Annotated in this window: 12 protein-coding genes; 9 read left to right on the top strand and 3 right to left on the bottom strand. The window is 51.2% G+C overall.

What is annotated here, in order from left to right:
- The first annotated feature begins 25 nt into the window (after positions 1 to 25).
- The 3 genes from TX85_RS16195 to TX85_RS16185 are packed head-to-tail and all read left to right on the top strand — an operon-like array spanning position 26 to position 3,055.
- Entirely contained in the window at positions 26 to 1,036 is a 1,011-nt protein-coding gene (locus tag TX85_RS16195) for a glycoside hydrolase family 130 protein (RefSeq protein ID WP_081671774.1), read from the top strand.
- Positions 1,037 to 1,052: 16 nt separating this feature from the next.
- Positions 1,053 to 2,447 (top strand): FAD-dependent oxidoreductase, encoded by a 1,395-nt coding sequence (locus tag TX85_RS16190; protein WP_044480572.1) that lies wholly within the window; start codon positions 1,053 to 1,055, stop codon positions 2,445 to 2,447.
- Positions 2,444 to 3,055: an SGNH/GDSL hydrolase family protein gene (locus TX85_RS16185; RefSeq protein ID WP_049895004.1), complete on the top strand. Its 612-nt coding sequence runs from the start codon at positions 2,444 to 2,446 to the stop codon at positions 3,053 to 3,055. The genes TX85_RS16190 and TX85_RS16185 overlap by 4 nt, the downstream gene beginning before the upstream one ends.
- Positions 3,056 to 3,124: 69 nt before the next feature.
- Here TX85_RS16185 and TX85_RS16180 read toward each other — a convergent pair whose 3' ends face one another.
- Positions 3,125 to 4,309, bottom strand: coding sequence for a hypothetical protein (locus TX85_RS16180; RefSeq protein WP_044480571.1), 1,185 nt, complete (start codon positions 4,307 to 4,309; stop codon positions 3,125 to 3,127).
- Positions 4,310 to 4,544: 235 nt separating this feature from the next.
- On the opposite strand from TX85_RS16180, the gene TX85_RS16175 reads away from it, so the two are divergent.
- From TX85_RS16175 to TX85_RS16155, 5 genes are all read left to right on the top strand, one after another.
- Entirely contained in the window at positions 4,545 to 5,294 is a 750-nt protein-coding gene (locus TX85_RS16175) for a glycerophosphodiester phosphodiesterase (protein ID WP_044480570.1), read from the top strand.
- Between the two features lies 1 nt (position 5,295).
- Entirely contained in the window at positions 5,296 to 6,318 is a 1,023-nt protein-coding gene (locus TX85_RS16170; protein ID WP_044480568.1) for a LacI family DNA-binding transcriptional regulator, read from the top strand.
- A gap of 402 nt (positions 6,319 to 6,720) precedes the next feature.
- On the top strand, positions 6,721 to 8,064 hold the full coding sequence (locus tag TX85_RS16165; RefSeq protein ID WP_044480567.1) for an enhanced serine sensitivity protein SseB: 1,344 nt from the start codon (positions 6,721 to 6,723) through the stop codon (positions 8,062 to 8,064).
- 479 nt (positions 8,065 to 8,543) lie between these two features.
- Positions 8,544 to 9,194, top strand: coding sequence for a TetR/AcrR family transcriptional regulator (locus TX85_RS16160; protein WP_044480565.1), 651 nt, complete (start codon positions 8,544 to 8,546; stop codon positions 9,192 to 9,194).
- Entirely contained in the window at positions 9,172 to 10,467 is a 1,296-nt protein-coding gene (locus TX85_RS16155; RefSeq protein ID WP_233500783.1) for an MFS transporter, read from the top strand. The genes TX85_RS16160 and TX85_RS16155 overlap by 23 nt, the downstream gene beginning before the upstream one ends.
- Before the next feature lie 32 nt (positions 10,468 to 10,499).
- Here the strand turns inward: TX85_RS16155 and TX85_RS16150 are convergent, their stop codons facing one another.
- Both TX85_RS16150 and TX85_RS16145 read right to left on the bottom strand, forming a co-directional pair.
- Positions 10,500 to 11,264, bottom strand: a complete 765-nt coding sequence (locus TX85_RS16150; RefSeq protein WP_044480563.1) for a response regulator — start codon at positions 11,262 to 11,264, stop codon at positions 10,500 to 10,502.
- Entirely contained in the window at positions 11,236 to 14,196 is a 2,961-nt protein-coding gene (locus tag TX85_RS16145; RefSeq protein ID WP_044480562.1) for a histidine kinase, read from the bottom strand. Before TX85_RS16145 ends, TX85_RS16150 begins: the two co-directional genes overlap by 29 nt.
- Positions 14,197 to 14,393: 197 nt before the next feature.
- Between TX85_RS16145 and TX85_RS16140 the strand changes: the two genes are divergently transcribed.
- Positions 14,394 to 18,038, top strand: coding sequence for an S-layer homology domain-containing protein (locus TX85_RS16140; RefSeq protein WP_044480561.1), 3,645 nt, complete (start codon positions 14,394 to 14,396; stop codon positions 18,036 to 18,038).
- The last annotated feature ends 687 nt before the right edge of the window (positions 18,039 to 18,725 follow it).

The raw sequence follows: 18,725 nt of genomic DNA, 5'->3' as shown, positions 1-18,725 counted from the left end.
CCTACAGAGAGGGAGTAGAAGCTTTATGAATGAACCGATTATCGGATCTCTGGCATCCAGTCCCGTCATTGTCCGGCATCCGGCCAATCCGATCCTGGGGCCGAAGGATGTGCCTTATGGTCCGGCCATGGTATTTAATGCAGGCGTGACCAAATATGAAGGCAAATATGTCATGGTATTCCGGAATGACTATGGAAATGAAGAGAAGGGCACGATCGAGCCGCACAGCACGACCAATCTGGGACTAGCCTTCAGCGATGACGGCATCCGCTGGGAAGTCCAGCCGGAGCCTTGCTGGAGCTGGCATGACGAGGAAGTGACCCGGGTATATGACCCCAGGTTGACCGTCATCGATGGGAAATGCCATATGTGCTTTGCCGTCGATACGAAGCATGGGCTTCGAGGCGGTATTGCCGCGACTGAGGATTTCCGCAAATTCGACGTTCTCAGCCTCTCGGTCCCGGATAACCGCAATATGGTTCTGTTTCCGGAGAAAATCGGCGGCAGCTACGTTCGCCTGGAGCGCCCCTTCCCGGTGTACAGCCGGGGCGGGCGAGACCGCTTCGACATGTGGATGAGCGATTCGCCGGACCTGAAATACTGGGGAGGATCCCGATTGGTGCTGGGCGTGGAGCAGGTTCCTTTTGCCAATGACAAGGTAGGGCCCGGGGCGCCGCCCGTCAAGACGGACAAAGGCTGGCTAACCGCGTTCCACGCCGTGGACCTGGATCCTTCCCGCGGCAAGAACGGGTGGGAGGAGAGCTGGAAGAAGCGCTATACCGCAGGCATTATGCTGCTGGATCTGGAGGATCCCGGCAAAATCGTCGGCATGTCCCATTCGCCGCTCATCGCCCCGGAGGCATCTTATGAGACTACCGGTGGCTTCCGCAATGATGTGATTTTTCCGGGCGGAATGATTCTGGAGGATTCGGGGGAAGTCAAAATTTATTACGGCGCCGCAGACACGTGGGAGTGTCTGGCAACGGCCCATGTAGATGATTTGGTTAGACTTTGTCTGGAGAATAACGGGAAATAGACAGGAGGAGTCGGATATGAGTATTGGAGAAGTAATTCTGCCGGGATCGCGTATCCCGGTCTCGTATGATGTGGATGTCGTTGTCGTCGGCGGAGGTCCATCCGGTATTGGAGCCGCCATTAGCGCAGCATCGAACGGGGCGAGCACGTTGTTGATCGAACAGAGAGGGTTCATGGGCGGGATGGGGACCGTAGCGCTTGTCCCTGCTTTCTGCCCATTTACGGATAAGGAAAAGCCGATCATTCGCGGCATCGGTCTCGGGCTGATGGAACGGATGAAGCAGTCATGCAGCGAGGATTTCCGCAAGGAATATGAGCAGACGCTGGATTGGGTTCCTATCGATCCCGAGGTGCTGAAACGGGTCTATGACGACGCCATTCTGGAGGCGGGGGTGAAGCCGCTCTTCCATACCTTTATCTATGATGTGCTGCGGTCTGAGGATGGACGGCGTATCGAGGGAGTTGTCATCGCCAATAAATCGGGCCGTTCGCTGGTGCGGTGCAAATACGTTATCGATGCCACGGGAGATGCCGACGTAGCCGCGATGGCGGGAGTTCCTTTTCAGAAGGGCGGAGATGCCGGCGAGCTTCAACCGGGAAGCATGTGCTATTTGCTGTCCAAGGTGAACCGGCCAAAATTTCTCCGGTACTTAGAGGAGTCGGGGGATACCGGGCAGCTGCATAAGACGGTAGAACGGGGAATTGCCGAGGGCCTACTGCCCGAGGGCCGTGCTTCCGTATCGGGGTTTGCCTGGATTGACGACGAATTGGTCGGTGTCAATTTCGGCCATGTATTCGGCGTCGACGGCACCCGGGCCGAGGATTTGACGCGCGGCGCGATCGAAGGGCGCAGGCTGATTCAGCGGCAGCTGGAGTTCTTCCGGCGGTCAGTACCGGGATTTGAGCGGGCGCATCTTGTGGCAAGCGGCGAGCAGCTTGGAATTCGGGAGACCCGGCGCATTCAGGGAGACTATGTGCTGACGGTCGAGGATTTCGTGAACGCCCGCTCGTTCCCTGATGATATTGCCCGAAATGCCTATTATATCGATATCCACCTGGCTACCAGCAAGAGCAATATGACCTTCACGCATTTGAAGCCGGGAGAGTCTCACGGCGTGCCTTACCGTGTTCTGCTTCCGCTTGGCATCGATAACCTGTGGGTGCCTGGAAGAGCCGCTTCCTCGGACCGCGCAGTGCAAGGCTCGCTCCGGGTCATGCCGAACTGCTTCGCCATGGGTCAGGCTGCGGGTACAGCCGCGGCGTTGGCCCTTCGCTCTCCGGGCGCCAATTCGCGGAGCATTTCAGTAGCGGAGCTGCAGAGCATCCTGGTTGAACAGGGCGCCTGGCTTGGCGAAGCCCATAACGAAGCAAGCTCCGGCACGGATGCCGCCGCGGAGGAGAAGACGCGATGAAATGGCAGGGACGAAGCTGGGGGACCCTGGGCGACAGCATTACTGCGGCGAACGGCTATCAGCCGCTGGTCAGTGCTGCGCTGGGCTTCAGTGCAGTGCGCAATTACGGCCGAGGAGGATGTCCGATGACCGCAGGCGGCCCCACGGACGAAGGGGCTACAGTAAATATCGGGCGCGGCATTCATGACGTGCTGGACTGCATTACGATTTTTGCCGGCACGAATGACTACCGCCTGGATAAGCCGCTCGGGGAATGGGATACGAAGGACCCCGGCTCGCTAACCTTTACCGGAGCCTACAGGACGCTGATCGAGCATATTCTGTCTCAGAATCCCGCCTGCCGCCTGAATTTGTGGACCCCGCTGCAGCGCGATAAGGATGGATATGACGTCGATCGTCCCAATAGTCTGGGCCATCGTCTGGACGACTATGCGGAGGCGGTACGCCGCTTGGGCCGCAGCTATGCGTTGCCGGTGCTGGATTTGTACGCGGAAAGCGGACTGAACAGACTGACGCTTCCGGCTTTCACGGAGGACGGTCTTCATCCTAACCCGCAGGGACATGCGCGGATCGCCTCCATGGCGGTTTCCTTTCTGGAGCGGCTGTAGACAAGGTCCCCAGTCTTTCATTGAGATTAAGGTTTACTATGCCGATCAAAAGATTGGATAGGCCCGCGATCAATTCCCTGTAACGATAAGCGCCTCTTGCTCTTCATCCATATGCACGGCGGCATTGCTCACCATTTCAAGGTCAGACTGGGACAGGCCGCCGCTGTTATGGGCAGAGTACTGCAGAAGGTTATCCCCTCCGTTCTTTTTGAGCGTCCAGTCCCCATATTTTTGGACACGGTATGTATCCGCTCCCGACTTCCACTCATAAGTTCCCTTGCCGAGAAAAGACACCTCATAACCAAGCAAAGTCAGAATGTCCTCGAAATGATCAATATGATACTGCCCGGTGTCCGCGGAGTAACTTACATTGTTGGCAAAGACATAGATGTCCTCGTCCTTGTAATTTTCCCTCACGAGATATTCCTTGCCATTGACGATCACTTTTCCGACTTCCTTCAAATGGCCATCGATGTATCGTAACGATTCCAGGTATTCAGCCATGGTGATCCAGGTAAAAGAATCCGTCTCCCGATCATAGGTCCCATAGTAGCCATCGCCTGTCTCTTCGCCGCTTAGCTCTACCGGAAGGAGATCATAGTTATCTACGTATTGGGCATAGTCTCTTAATACGGCTTCGGCCTTCGCTATAAGTTGTTTCATTTTCTCTTCATTTTCGATGGAGGTGAAAAATTCAAATTTGTAGAGAACGCCCCAATCATTAACGAGTTGCTCAGGGCGAATGGACTTCAACTGCAGCCCCTTTTTAGCATCGACAAAGCTGGCATAATATTCGCTATCTCTCGTAATATGCTCTTGATGCACGACGGCAGATAGATGTGATGAATTTGTTTGGTAGGCATCCCATCCTATTTCCTCGGGTTGAAAATGGGCAAGCAACACATCCGAGACAATCTGCTCTTGACCTAGATCGACAGCATAATCCATGACTGCGTAACCGAAGTTGGCCGCATCCCCCCCGCTTGAATATCCGTAATTCCTGAATTCGAACTCCCTTTCAATGCTCCGATCATCCTTGAACGTGAGCAGCCACCAGTATCCGGTTCCTTTTGTAGGCAGAGGGTCTGCTCTCCACTGGATCTTTTCCTTTTCGACGACCTCATACTCGCCTAACGAATAATCAAGATATGCATCAAATTCTCGAATGTAATCGGACTTGTAGTGCTGCGTACAAGCCGTTAATAAAAAGGGGATAAGACATAGCCAGAGCAGAGCCGCATAACGATTCCTCATGATTAATTCCTCCGCATGTTTCCTGCTTATTTGCTTTACATCTTTTCCCATTGTATCAGAGGGAAGATTGGGGTGAAATGGTAAATTACACTCCCTTCACCTGTATTCCATCCCCTTTACAGAAGATTAACATGCTGATGACACCGCCTTGATGATTGACTTGTAACATGGGTGACATGTGGGACCGTTCCCAGCTATATATTTTATTTCGCTCAGAATAAGGAAGGTGTTCAGCATGAATTCATTTCCGATCGTAACCGCTCATACCGGATGCATGAACCATCCCGATCATTCCTTGGCCTCCCTGCGTTCAGCACTGGCGCTGGGGGCGGATGTCTATGAGGAGGATATTCGGGTAACGCGGGACGGACGGCTGATCTTTGCGCATGATGATGAGGTGATCCTGGCCAATGGCCAAAAGGCAAGCATTTCATCCCATTCACTCTCTGAGCTGAATGAGCAGCTGGATGAGGATCAGCTTCAGCCGGAAGCGGCATTAACCTGGATCAAGCATTCGGGTAAAAGGATGAATCTGGATGTGAAAACAACGAATGCTTTGGAGGCTGCGCTCGCCTTGGTCACCAAGCTGGATATGATGGAGCAGGTGTTCTTGAGCGGCTGCGAGTATCCGGCAGCATTGGAGGCTGCGCGGCGAACGAGACACTTCCGCAAGCTGCTCAATGTAAACATCGGAAGCTTCGGGGAGCTGAGCTACAGCCAGGCAGTCGTCAGAGCTTGTGAAGAAGCTCGGGAAGCCCGCTGCTTCGGGTTGAATGTTCCTTACCCGCTGGTCAGAACGGAGTTGCTGAATGCCGCTCAGCGTGAGCAGTTGGCGGTTTACGTCTGGACCGTGGCGGAGGAGGAAGACATGCGCAGGTTAGCCGAAATGGGCGTTGACTCTATCACAACCCGGGATGTAGCCCGGCTCATGAATGTTAAGGCCGAGATGCTGACTATGAAGGAGAGAGCGGCTTTTGACCAGTAGAATGAATCACGGTTTACGGGAGCTGGCCCAACTGGCAGGCGTCTCGAAATCTACCGCTTCCCGGGTCATTTCCGGCAGCGGCTATGCCAGTCCCGAGGTCAGGGAAAGGGTGATGCGAGCGGCGGAGAGCTTGAGCTATAAGCCGAACGCCGTGGCCCGAGCCATGGTCACCAAGCGAACGAACAATATCGGGGTGATCGTGTTCCGGGAGAAGCTGCCAATTGTCTCGCATCCTCTATACGGCACGATTATCGATGAAATTTTGCTGGCCTCGGAAGTGCGGGGCTACTCCGTCTTTCTAAAGACCGACAAGGAGATGTCGCTGCGATCCACCGACTACATGCTGGAGCAGCGGGTGGATGGGCTGATTCTGGTCAGCCGTCTTCGCAAGAACGTGATTGATTATGTGAAAAGGTTCAACATCCCTTACGTCATGGTCAACGGCTCGACCGAGGACCCGGATGTCATTCATTTCGTCAGTAATGATGAAGCAGGCGGCGGGCGAGCGGCTGAATATTTGCACGGACTAGGCCATCGGAGGTTCTTCATCATTGCCGGACCCGGGGAGCACCGCAGTCATTCGCTTCGTCTGCAAGGATTTACCCAGCGGCTGGAGCAGTTGGGTGTGAGCAGCAGCTCCGACAAGGTGAGCATCGTCCCATCGCCTGAGTCCAGCTTCGCCTGCGGGGTCCGGCTTATGGCCGAGCATTACAACGCATTTCGCCAGGAAGGCTATACGGCGCTGTTCATGACGAACGACATGCTGGCGCTTGGAGCGATGAAGTTCCTGCTGGATATGGGAGTTCGCATTCCCGAGGAGGCGGCGGTGATGGGGTATGACAACATTGAGCTTGGAGGCATGTATTCGCCGGGACTGTCGACGGTCAGCGTTGATGCCTCCGGGATTGGCCGGGATGCGGTTGAGATTCTGGACAAGCTGATTCAAGGCGAAGCCGGCCTGCCCAGATTGATTGAATATGAAAGTGAAGTTATTCCTCGTCAGTCCACACAAGGAAAAGAGTGAACCACATGCTGTGGTATTGGAAATCGGCAGGGAGGCGGAGAATCGTCGAATTCGTGCTGCTGACGGTGTTTGCAATCTTTTCGCCGGACCCTTGGTGAACCTGCTTGTGCTCGCCTTCAGCGAAAAGTGGAACTATCCGGCCGTGCTGCCTTCTTTACCTTCTTACTTTGCTCTGTGCTGGGGGCGCGTTCTATATTCGCTCCATGGCCAAGGAAGAGAATGTGAAAATCTAGCAGAATTCAAAACAGACACAGGCCTGAGATGTTCTCTCGGGCTTGTTGACTATTTAGTTGGGATATGTCTGGGCGCATAGTTTAAAGCATCGATGGTCCCTTTCCCCCCTTAACCAACAACGCTATACTAAAACCAACACAAAAGACCAGATCAGGGAGGAATCAGGGGATGAATGAGGAACGCAAGGATGAAATCGGCAGAAGGTTTATTTTGAGCCCGGAGCTTGCGATAGAGGAGCTTGATCAGCTCTCGATGCAGGAATTGAATTTTCTGATACATAGCGCCAAGAGCTTCAAGGAGGGAGGGGCGTTCCCCCATGTTAACCTTGACGAGCGCATTCAAAGCTTCATCACTACGTTGCACGCCAAGTTTATAGCAGCCGAAGCCCTTTATGTCGCATACGACAAAGCCACGCAGTATCCGTACATTGACGGTGAATCCCGGGTGTGGATATTTTCTCAGGAGGAATTTGCCGATAGTGCTCAGGATTATTTCATGCAGCAGCTTGTCATGCTGGAGATGAAGAAGATTGAACAAGCAGACATCCTGCCCACTCTGGGTCTGTTTCATGTGTGGGGGATGTCCGGAATTTTGCTGGATAATGGACAATACCATGTCGAACTGAAACGGGATGAACTATTGCCGCCGCCAGACTGGAGCGGAACGCCGGAGATCAGCATTCCCGTGACCAACCCCGGACTGCAACGAGCGCTTATGAAGTTTTTCCAGAGTCTGCATGCCCCATCCGGAAGCCAGGAAGCGAAGGAGCAACTGTTGAACGGTCTGGAGGCCCAGATGTTAGATGAGGTGCTCCAAGCCAGATATCTGGTGCCCATGCAGTTACAGGAGGCCAATCCGTCCACCGCCGATGCCGAAGGACGCAAGACGCTAAAGGAAGGGACGGTCATACAATTTGGCGTCCTTAGCGCAGAGGATGAATCGTCCTGGTTGCCTGCGTTCACAGACTGGCCCGAATTTGAAAAGGTGTACGATAAAAACATTTGGAGCAGCAATGTTGCTTCCTATGAGGACCTGCTCGCGGTATCTGATAATATGAGCGGCATTGTTATTAACTGTCGGGGCGTCGCTCTGCGCATTGATCCCGGCAACCGGGAGCGGATTGAAGCGTACCGCAAGGCGCGTGACGGCGGAGAACGGACTGGAGCCAACTCTGTTGAAAAGGTAGTCGTTCCCAAGGATACGCAGGTTCTGCTTGGCGAGCCGGCCAACTATCCTGCCGCCATGATCGAGGCGGTCAAGGCTTGTCTCAAGACGCATAAATCTGTCAACGAGGCTTACCTGCGGCTGATGATTCAAGGTGAGACACAAAGCTACCTGCTGATTGTGGATACGAGTGGCGAACCGGAAACGGTGTTTGAGTCTATTTTTGCAGCGGCTGCCCCTCACTTGCAAGGAATGCCGCTCAACCTGGTCAAGCTGGAGGGAACCTGGGAGAAAGAAACCGGGAACCTTAAGCCGTTTTACAAGCGAAAGCGTTTGGGCTTGTTTTAATAGAGACCCGCTTTATATGGAATATCCTGCTGAATAGAAAACCCAAACATATTACGGAAATCCAGTTTTGAATTCCATAATAGTTCGGGTTTTCTTTAGCTGGAATTCTATTATCCCAGCTTGTCTCGGATTACTCCCTATAAGCCCTGATTTCAATAACCTCCGCATGCTTCGATCCGTTGGTCTCCTCTACGGTCAGCCGAAGCGCTTTGGCTTGAACGGCGGCCTCCAGGCGGTGAACCCTCTTTCGCCTCGATTGCCGGATTCCGTGATCAATTATAGCATAGAAAATTTACCGCAAAGGCCCTGGCGGAAATTGCATGGTTTTGTTGCAGAGGAGGGAAGAAGAAGGAAGGGACCGTGTAGATTTGTTCTATTTTAACGGCGGTGAAGCACTGTCAGTGACCCTTGACAAAAGGTGGAAATATGATACGATTTAACCGACAGACAGTCGGTCTATATAAAGTGAGGTGATCTGTATGCGAGTAGTAAAAGAAGCGGAAGAACGCAAAAATGAAATTTTGGATGCGGCGGATGAGCTCTTCGGTCAGAAGGGCTTTGACGGCACCAGCACTAACGATATTCTCGAGAAGGTCGGTATTGCAAGAGGGACGCTGTATTATCACTTCAAGTCGAAGGAAGATATTATGGACGCGCTGATTGAGCGGTACAATGTCCGGATGCTGGGGGCAGCGAAGGAAATCGCCGCGGATCAAAGCATTCCGGTCGTCGAGCGAGTGATTCGTACGGTTATGGCGTTGAATCTCAGTAGTGGCGGGAGCAACGAAGAGATCATGGAGCATATTCACAAGCCGCAGAACGCATTGATGCATCAGAAGATCCAGAAGAGCATCATTGCCGGTGTCACGCCGATTTTAACGGAAATCGTTCGTGAAGGTATTGAGCAAGGGCTGTTCGAAACTCCGTTTCCCTACGAATGCATGGAGATGGCGGTCATTTATGCCAATACCGTATTTGATGATGACTTTGTCCCGATGACGGATGAGGAGCGCATGCAACGGGTACTGGCTTTTATCGCGAACCTGGAGCGGATGCTCGGCGCACAAAGCGGCAGTCTGATGGAGGTCATACGGATGTTTGGCGGAGGTGAAGCGGAGGGTCATGAATAACCGGCCGGGTGCATCTTTCGGAAAATTTCTTCTGCTTTGGTCCGGGCAGCTGATCTCATCGGTCGGCAGCGGACTTACTTCATTTGGATTAGGCATTTACGTGTTCCAGCAGACGGGGCAGGCTTCGGCGATGGCGCTGGTGACCTTGCTTGCCTTTCTTCCGTCGCTGCTGCTAAGCGCCTTTGCAGGCGTGCTTGCGGACCGTTATGACCGGCGGTTGCTCATGGTCGCAGGCGATGGTCTTTCCGCGCTAGGACTGGTGTTCATTCTCTTGTGCATGCTTGGCGGGGAGGCGCAGCTATGGCAGATTTGCGCAGGCGTGACGATCAGCTCGGTATTCTCCTCTTTACTTGAGCCGGCCTATAAGGCCACCGTGACGGACCTGCTAACTGAGGAGCAATACACAAAGGCAAGCGGGCTGGTTCAGGTGGCGGGCTCGGCCAAATTCCTGATCTCGCCGGTCATCGCCGGTTTGCTGCTCTCAGTGGCGGATATTACGCTGCTGCTGATTCTGGATATAGCCACGATTGTTGTTACTATCGTAACGACGCTTGTTGTACGCAGCCGGCTTGCCTCGAAGCCCTATGAACAGACGCGTTCCTTTGTTCAGGAATTGAAGGAGGGGTGGAGCGCGGTAGCCGGGAATAGAGGTGTGCTGATGCTGGTGATGATGACCTCTTTGTTGACCTTCTTCATCGGCTTTATTGAGACCTTGTTCATTCCGATGCTGCTCGCCTTTACCGACAGCGCCGTAGTAGGTACGCTGGAGACTGTCGTGGCTTCGGGCATGCTTGTCTCCAGTGCGATATTGGGATTCCTGCCGATCAAGAAAAATTACGTCAATATTCTCTCCTTTTCCTTTTTCGGGATCGGCGTATTTATGGCCGCATTCGGCTTTCGGGAGAACCTTGTCCTGATTACTGTCTCCGGATTTTTCTTTTTTGCTATGCTGCCTTATGCCAATGCTTGTCTGGATTATTTGATCCGTATAAATATGGAGCCGTCTGTGCAAGGACGGGGGTGGGCGATGATCGGTGTCTTATCCCAGCTTGGCTTCGTGGCGGCCTATGCTTTGTCAGGCGTACTGGCGGATTATGTGTTCACGCCGCTATTGGTGGAGGGCGGAACACTTGCCGGCAGCGTGGGCAGGATCATCGGTACGGGCAGCGGCAGAGGCACGGGCCTTCTGATTATTCTTGCCGGCGTGCTGCTATGCGTTACCTCGGTCTTTTTGTATCGGCTTAAATCAGTTAGGAAGTTGGAGTGGAGGTGACCCATGTATTACAGAATGAAACCCCACTCGCCTTACTCCCCCCACCGGTAGGCCCACAGATATCCCTTCGATTCCAGCAGCAGGTCGTCCTCCTTTTCCTTGGGCTCGAAAGTAATGTTGTTGTTGGTATGCATGATATACCCGTGGTTCACCCGGTCGATCACGATCGGAACATCAAGCTCCATGAACAACTGCCGCATTCGATAAATCGTATTGTAAAGATTGGAGAAGGCCCGCTTCTCCTCTACATTCATCCAGAGATCATCTATAATTCTCAATTTGTGGCACAGCTTATTTTCATGTAATAGAAAATAATAAAACAGCTCTTCTGTTATACGGGTAGGCCATTTTACAAGCTGTCCGCCGGCTTTGACAAATGCGTCTCCGTAAAGCTGCACATTGAGCTGGTTCTTCGGAACCTGCTTCGGCCGCTGTCCATAATATTTCTGAAGCCGTTCGTCCAACTGCTTGACCATGTTAGGAGTCATCGGTTTCAAAATATAATCCAGCGCCTGGACGCGAAAAGCCTGTACAGCGTACTGCTGATAAGCGGTTGTGAAGATTACGGGCACATCAATCCCGTTTTCAACCAAGCTCTGAGCCAATTGCAATCCGGTCATACGCGGCATTTCAACGTCGAGCAGAATGGCATCGAGATCCAGCCTCGGAATTTCCAGCAGGGCATCGAAGGGAGACTCAAAGCGACCGACGATTAGAAAGGGTCCGTAGGACTCAAGCAATCGGGCATGTAAGTCCAGAATTGGCCTCTCATCCTCTACGATCATTATTTTCCACATTCATTTGCTCTCCCTTCATGGGAATCGTTAATACAATAGTCGTCCCGGTTCCTGGTGATGAATGAATCTCCACTTTGCCTTGGGTAAAATCATGCACGCGCCGGCGCACGTTCGTAAAGCCGATTCCGTTCGCGGGGGCTCCCTCCAGTAATTGCTTGCATTGTGAAGCCGTCATCCCCACACCGTCATCGGTAATGGTGACGTGAAGGAGATGATTACGAAGGGTAATCGTCACTTGAACATGACCCGGGCCATCCTTGTTAAAGATTCCATGACGAATCGCATTTTCGACCAGGGGCTGCAGAAGCAGGCTGGGAATGCGCGTCTTATCCGCGTCAATAACGGGATTCAGCTCATAGGCAAAGCTCAAGCGTTCACCAAACCGGGCCTTTTCTACCTCTACATAAGCTTCAATAATTTCAAGTTCCTTTTGTAATGAGGAAGTCTGCCCCTCTCTGCTGGATTCGAATATATAACGCAGGAATGAACTTAGCATCGTCAGTAAGTAGGCCGCCCGTTCGCCGTCTGTATAGCAGAAGGAAATGATGTTGCTAAGCGCGTTGTACAGGAAATGGGGTTTAATCTGAGTTTGCAGAAAAGCCATTTCATACTCGATTGCTTTTAACGTCGACTGCTTCGTCTGCTCTGCTGCATTGAGTCTGGCCATCAAGGTTTCCTTGGAGATGGGCTTCAATAAATAATCATTTGCCCCGGCCGTAAAGATCGTCTCGATATATCCCGGATATTCTGAAGAAATCATCATGAGAACCGGAAGCTCGATCAGCGAGGCCTGGATACGAATCTGTCTCAGCAGATCCAGGCTATTCATCTCACCCGGGATAAGATCATCGATGATGACTAACGTGACTTCCGGGTGTGTGCGGTAATAATCCAGCGCCTCTTGAATGGTGTAGACGGTTTGAATTTTGTAGGTATCACTCAGCATACTTTTCATGACTTCTGCATGCATCACATCGTCATCCACAATAAGCACGGTTTGCAGTTCCCGCTCCTCCGAAGCGGCAACAGACCGGATGAGGTATTCGTAGTCCAAGGGAGCCATCGGTTCTTTGAATTCGCTGAAGGTCAGCCTGACCAAGAATCGCGTCCCCGTGTTCGTTCGCTCGTACGTGACCGATCCGTTCATTTGCTGGATAAGCTCTTGTGTCATCATCAGGCCGGAGGAGTGCTGGAGACTCCTGCTGGCCGTGATGGACTGACGGGTTGCGGTGATAATAAGCAGCACATCGGAACCGTCCTGTGCGGACTCAATCGTTAAGGCGCCCTCGGCAGAATCAAGGGAGATTTCGTTCATTACACGCAGCAGAACCTGTGTCAAACGCTGCTCATCGGCCCACACATATAGCTGGCCCGCAATCATTTCATTGATTTGGATATTCTTCTTGTTGAACGTGAACTGCATCAGTTGAGTGACGTAGAGCATGACCATTCTAAGATTGGTCGATTTCAATTGAATCTCATAATCTTCAAACCGCAGACGGGTAAAGTCATGCAAATCTCTCAGCAAATAGACCATATTCTCCATGAGCTGCTCGGCCAAATACAACTGTTCGCCTTGCTTCCGGCCATTCTGCTCTTGAGGAATTGACCGCATGAGATGAACGACATCGAGCAAGGGCCGCTGCAATTCCTGGGCAGTGACTTTCAGAAAGGCATCCTTGGCAGCATTTGCATTTTTCAGGCGGGCTGTCAATCGCTCTGACTCCGCTGTCCGGTTCATCAATCGAATGCCTAAGAATACATTCATAGTCATGATGAATCCGATCAGTCCAATCCGGTTCATGCTATTACGTCCGGAGAAGAACAAGGTATCCGAAGAGGAAGTGATAGCAAACATAGCAAGAAAGAGCATCATGAATATGAGAATGACAGCTTCATTTCGCCGTATGGAAATCCGGTTCTTCATCGTTAAGTACAACGTACGGAAGAGCAAGATCAAGAAGAGCAGGTCCATGTAATATAACATCACATATTGCACGGGCGATAGGGTTCTCGCGGGCAGCATCGCATTCAGGACCGCGAAGACCAGCAGGGGCAGACAAAGCAGGAACAAAGCCCTGCGGCCCACCATAAACGGAATCATCTTTGCGAAAAATACAATTAGTAAAATAGAGCTCAAGTAAGTGAGAGAATCCTGTAACCGAAAGTAGAGTTCGAATGGCAAATCCGGGAACTCCCGGATGACTATGCGGTCTCCCCAAAGAGCAATTGCTGCTGACAGCAATAAGAAGTGGAGTCCGCTATACAGGAAGGCTTCGTCCTTCGTTCGCATTAAGTAGAGCGTGAGGTGATACATGCTGCATATCAGCAGGAAAAGCACGGCGGCCCATTCCAGAGAAAGATCGCGGTGCACATCCTTGTCTATCATTGCGGCATCGCCAATGTCTATCGGGAGGACGATCCCCCCTCTGGTATTGTAGAAATTCGAAACATGAATGGTAAGCAGCACCTGTCGCTGATCCGGCTTGAAGTGAATCTCGTAGGAACGATTATCCGGATTCATCTCTTGCTTGGAGTCCGCAGGGGTCCCCTTTTTCGAGACAAGCATTCCGTTGATATAGAGCTCATGCGCAGACCAGATATTGCGAATGCGTAATCCGATCTCGGTCCATTGGTCAGGCAGATAGACGACTAGTTGATACGATCCCCAGCGGATATCTGAGGGCCACGCTCCAGGCACCGGCAGCGAAACGGCCTCTTCTGCAAGGTGTGCCGGATCTGTAAATGAATCCGGTGTAAATTTCCAATCCCCTGCCAAAGATACGAACGGAGAATCGGTAATTTGACGCAGATCAATGATCCCATCAACGGCCTTGGTCTTGATATTGGCAGTGTCCTCATCGCTAAAAATCATGTACAACATGGCGATTAAGGCGCAGGCTGCGCCAATAAAGCCTAGTAGTCTCTTCATGTCTATCACGCTCCTGTACGGATATTATCATATGCCACGGAACTCTCAAAAAGCTATCAACCGAAAATATTAATGCTTGAGAGATTTTTGAGAGAGCCGTCTGCTATTTTAATATCATCATTTTTAAATATTTTTGAAATGGGAGGGTACATCGAGATAGACTGCATTGCTACTAAACTTACAGGATAGGTGAGCTGATGAAGAAGACAGTGGTTTCAATGGTAATGGCAGTATTAATGGTCGTTACAAGCATGCCGATGGCATATGCGCTTTCTCCGGTAGCGGAGGTGTACTACAATGTGGGCACGAGTGTCTATGATGCCAGTGATTTTGAGAGTGCGTTAAATGATGCAGTTAAAGCCAAGTTGATTGCAGCGGACGTCAACCCGAAATATGTATCCATTATGGATGCTAGTGCGGATCCGGCTGCTGTATCGGACATGCAGTATGTCCATAATGGAAGAGCAAGCTGGTATATAGATTATTATAATTTTGTTATTACTCCGTCCGTTGAGACGGCCGACTACAATCACGTACAAGTTTCAAATGGAGGGAATACCTTAACCTTCTATGGCTATACTGTCCCTGGCTATAAGGATTTCATGCTGACTGATGGCAGTCCGTCAGGCAAGAAGATCATCACCTTCGATATGGATGAATCCAAGGTAGATTACCACAGCATGGAGGGCGGCGGCTTTCTGTTTAATACTCAGATCGACGGTGCCGGTAAGTTGAGCGGATATGCAATTTTATATGTAGAAGGCGAGATCAAGGTCTATAAGCTCGATTCAATAGATGCATCCGCTCTGCATAATGAAACATCGCGAGCTTTAAGCAATATGACGGGCGTTACTTCAGTTGGAAGCTTTACTAAAGGCAGCGCTACTCAGCATACTATTAAAATTGTTGCTACCGATACCACACTGAACATGTGGGATAATGGCGATCAGCTTATCCGAAATCTCTCACTTCCGGATGTGTACGGCAATGAATTCGGCCCGATCGTTAGCCATATCGGTCATAGCTGCGACATTATTTCTATCTTCTCCTTTGAGAACATGAAATTGTATTCTACTTCAAGCAAGAGCCTGGATGTAGCAGTCGACAATATTCATTGGGGAACAGCACCGCTCCGCTATGTTGTGAATATTAATGATGACCCGCGCGGTGACTTGGACGAAGGCGACAAACAAGCCAAGCTTACAGACTCGTTCAATCAAAATGGACTCCAATATGTTGGAGTAACAGAAGCCACTTATGAGGATGTTAATCAGCGCTTTATCGATGACATTTTCCAGAGCGGATTCCATATTGAATCTACGAAGCCTACCAGCGAGATTATTGAAGAGCTCGCCAGCCGCATTGCAGATAAGCTAATTGCGGATTACAAAGATGCGATTGAGGATATTGAGCAAGCAGAGGATGTTACGGATATTCAGTTTAATTCTGGAGATTCCAAAAATTCGGTAAGAAACAATCTTACGCTGCTGGATGATGCGGGCGTTACGACAGTCTGGAGCTCTGATCAACCGTCGATTATCGCTCCGGATGGGACAGTGACCAGACCGGTAACTGCTCAATCGGGAGTTTATGTGAATCTGAAGGCTACGATCACCAAAGACGGACTGACCAGCGAGAAGACCTTCACCGTCTATGTTCTGGCAGCTAATCCGGCCCCGTTATCTTCACTATCCGTGGAAGCGGGCAATGGACAGGCTACCTTGAGCTTCCCGGAATTAATCGGAGCAACCGACATTATTGTTGAGCAATCTACTGACAAAATCAATTATAGCCCGGCCACCCTGCTCGAGGCGCTCGATGCATCCTCGACAAGTGCGACAGTCACCGGCTTGGTGAATGGCGAAACCTATTACTTCCGTTTACAGGTTGTTTCCGGATTCTATCAAGGCGAGTCCAATGTAGTCGAAGCACTGCCTTCAGAATCATTGACTACCTTATCGGCTGAGACAGGAGATCAGCAAATTATCCTGAACTTCCCGTCATTAGGGACATCGGATATTGTGGTCGAGCAATCGGAGGATGGTATTAACTTTAGTCCGGTTACTCCGGTGGAGACACTGGATGCCACATCCACGAGTGCAACCGTCACGGGTCTGACTAACGGTAAATCTTATCATTACCGCTTAGTGATTGGATCGGGCGTTTATCGCGGTGTGTCCAACATCGTTCAAGCCTCCCCTTCGGAGCCGGTAACAAACTTAGCAGCTGTGGCTGGCATGCAGCAAGTAACGCTGACCTTCCCTCCATTAACAGGGGCTTCAAGTATTATAATCGAGCAGTCGACGGATGGAGAGAACTTTTATCCGATCAACGCAGTTGAGACGCTGAATGATGCTTCTACTACTGCGACAATTACTAACTTGTCCAGTCGCGAAACCTATCATTTCCGTCTAAGAGTGGAATCGGGCGAGCGTGCAGGCGTATCCAATGTGGTAACCGTCAAGCCTGGCGCATCTTCCGAGCCTGTAACGACTCCTTCTACCGGAAGCGGTAGTGGTACAGGGTCCGTGCAGCAGCCTGCAGCTACTATGAAGACCGAGCCGGTTGTATCCGATCAGGCTAACGGGGGCAAGGTTGTTCAAGAGAAGATCACGAAGCTGGTAGGAGACAACCTGCGAGTTTCGGGGAAAATAAAGTCGGCGAACGGTCAGACACTGAACCTGCCTAATGTGGTTATGAATCAGGATGGAAGCTTCACGCTTCCGAAGGTGGCGCCGGGTGAATACACCCTGTCACTGAATGTAATTGCACCTAATGGAGAGAAACTGGCCGGTCCTGCAGGCAAGCTGACTGTCGATAATGCCGGAAACGCCAAGCTATCTGTAGACCTGGTAGACCCATACGGCACGATTCTGGATGAAATCACAGGCCAACCAGCTGCAGGTGTAAACATGCAGTTATATTGGGCGGATACAGAGCTGAACCGCTCCAAGGGCAGAATGCCTGGCACGCTTGTCAACCTTCCTGAGCTGGCAGATTTCGCACCGAACAACAATCATAACCCGCAAGTGAGCTCAGACAGCGGAGAGTATGGCTGGATGGTATATGCAGACGGTGATTACTACTTCCTTGGCGAGAAGGATGGATACACTGTATTCGATAGCCGCAAGGATAGCCGGGAAGAGAGCTTCGGTACGGACAGCTATATCAAGGATGGCATTATCCATGTCGGAGATACAATCGTAAAATTCAGCTTCTCGTTGCAGCCTAAGCTGAAGGATTCAGGGGATCACACGCCGTATATGGTTGGATATCCTGACGGTACGTTTAAGACGGACCAAGGGATTGTTCGATCTGAGGTTGCAGCAATCTTGTCTCGTTTGTATACTTCTGCGGCAAGCTCCAGTAAAGTCTCCTATGCGGATGTGAATGCCAAGCACTGGGCGGCGAATGCAATTACAACGGCAACCAACAATAAATGGATGGTAGGCTTCGGCAACAATACCTTTAAGCCGAATCAACAGATCACTCGGGCTGAATTTGCTCAGATTCTGATGAATTTGTATAAGTGGGATGCTGCATCAGAAAGCTCCTATACAGATATTAAGGGTTATTGGGCGGAAAAAGCCATTGCAACCGTTGAACAGCAAGGTCTGCTGTTCGACTTCACCGGAGAGACCTTTGATCCGGGAGAGCCGATTACAAGATTAGAAGTAGTTCGTATTCTTAATCAGTTGCTGGGCCGTCATCCATGGGATATCCAGATTGGACAGAAGTGGACCGATGTACCAGCAAGCCATCCTCATTATTCAGACATTATGGAAGCTTCGACTCCGCATAACTTCGATCAATTCGAGACAGGAATCGAAAGCTGGAAATAGGGAATAGGAAATAGGAAATAAAGCAGGGGCTTCCCAACAGACTTGATCTGGCGGGAGGCCCTATTTGTGTTAATAGGCTGGTACGGCAGATAGCTGCTTGACTGGCGAAGGCTTAAGTGAGCGAGGCAGGAAAGTGTGCAATAGCGGCAAAATGTGCAATAGCAGAAAAGAGTTGAACATTAGATGGCGAGTTGGACGGGGCAACGTGTGAGGTATGCTTACGATCGCTGTTGTTCGCGGATTTCTTTGATTAGACTAAGTTCTGACAAGGAAGAAATCTGCTCACAAAGGCGAACGCTGACGCTTCTTCAGCATACCTCATACTTATGCCCGGGCACTTCGCCTTTGCAGTTTAACTGATATGCCGTTGCACATGGCCATTCCTAAGCAGCATAGCAATAACTGCTCTGCTATTAACTTGCCTCCCTGCGGCATACAAGCAGGATACTGTGCGCAAGCCAAGCCTCCTCCCAACTCACCTTCCTGGCAGGCTCGTCTTAGGCTAGGCACGCGAATGGAGGCTTTAGCGATTCACTTTATGCACAGCCCAATGGAACACTGGGCGCCTGGAGTTACGCCCAGTCGCACGCTGCTTCGGCCTTGTGCGGAACACAGAACATCGTTATCCGACTAAGCGTTCCAATCCTGTTCCGAGCTTTACTCATCCTACCTGATCAGCCTCATTCC

Origin of the sequence: Paenibacillus antibioticophila (genome assembly GCF_000455265.1) — a bacterium.
Classification (GTDB): Bacteria; Bacillota; Bacilli; order Paenibacillales; family Paenibacillaceae; genus Fontibacillus; species Fontibacillus antibioticophila.
The sequence above is the reverse complement of the archived record's forward strand: the minus strand, read 5'-3'. Positions and strand labels throughout refer to the sequence as shown.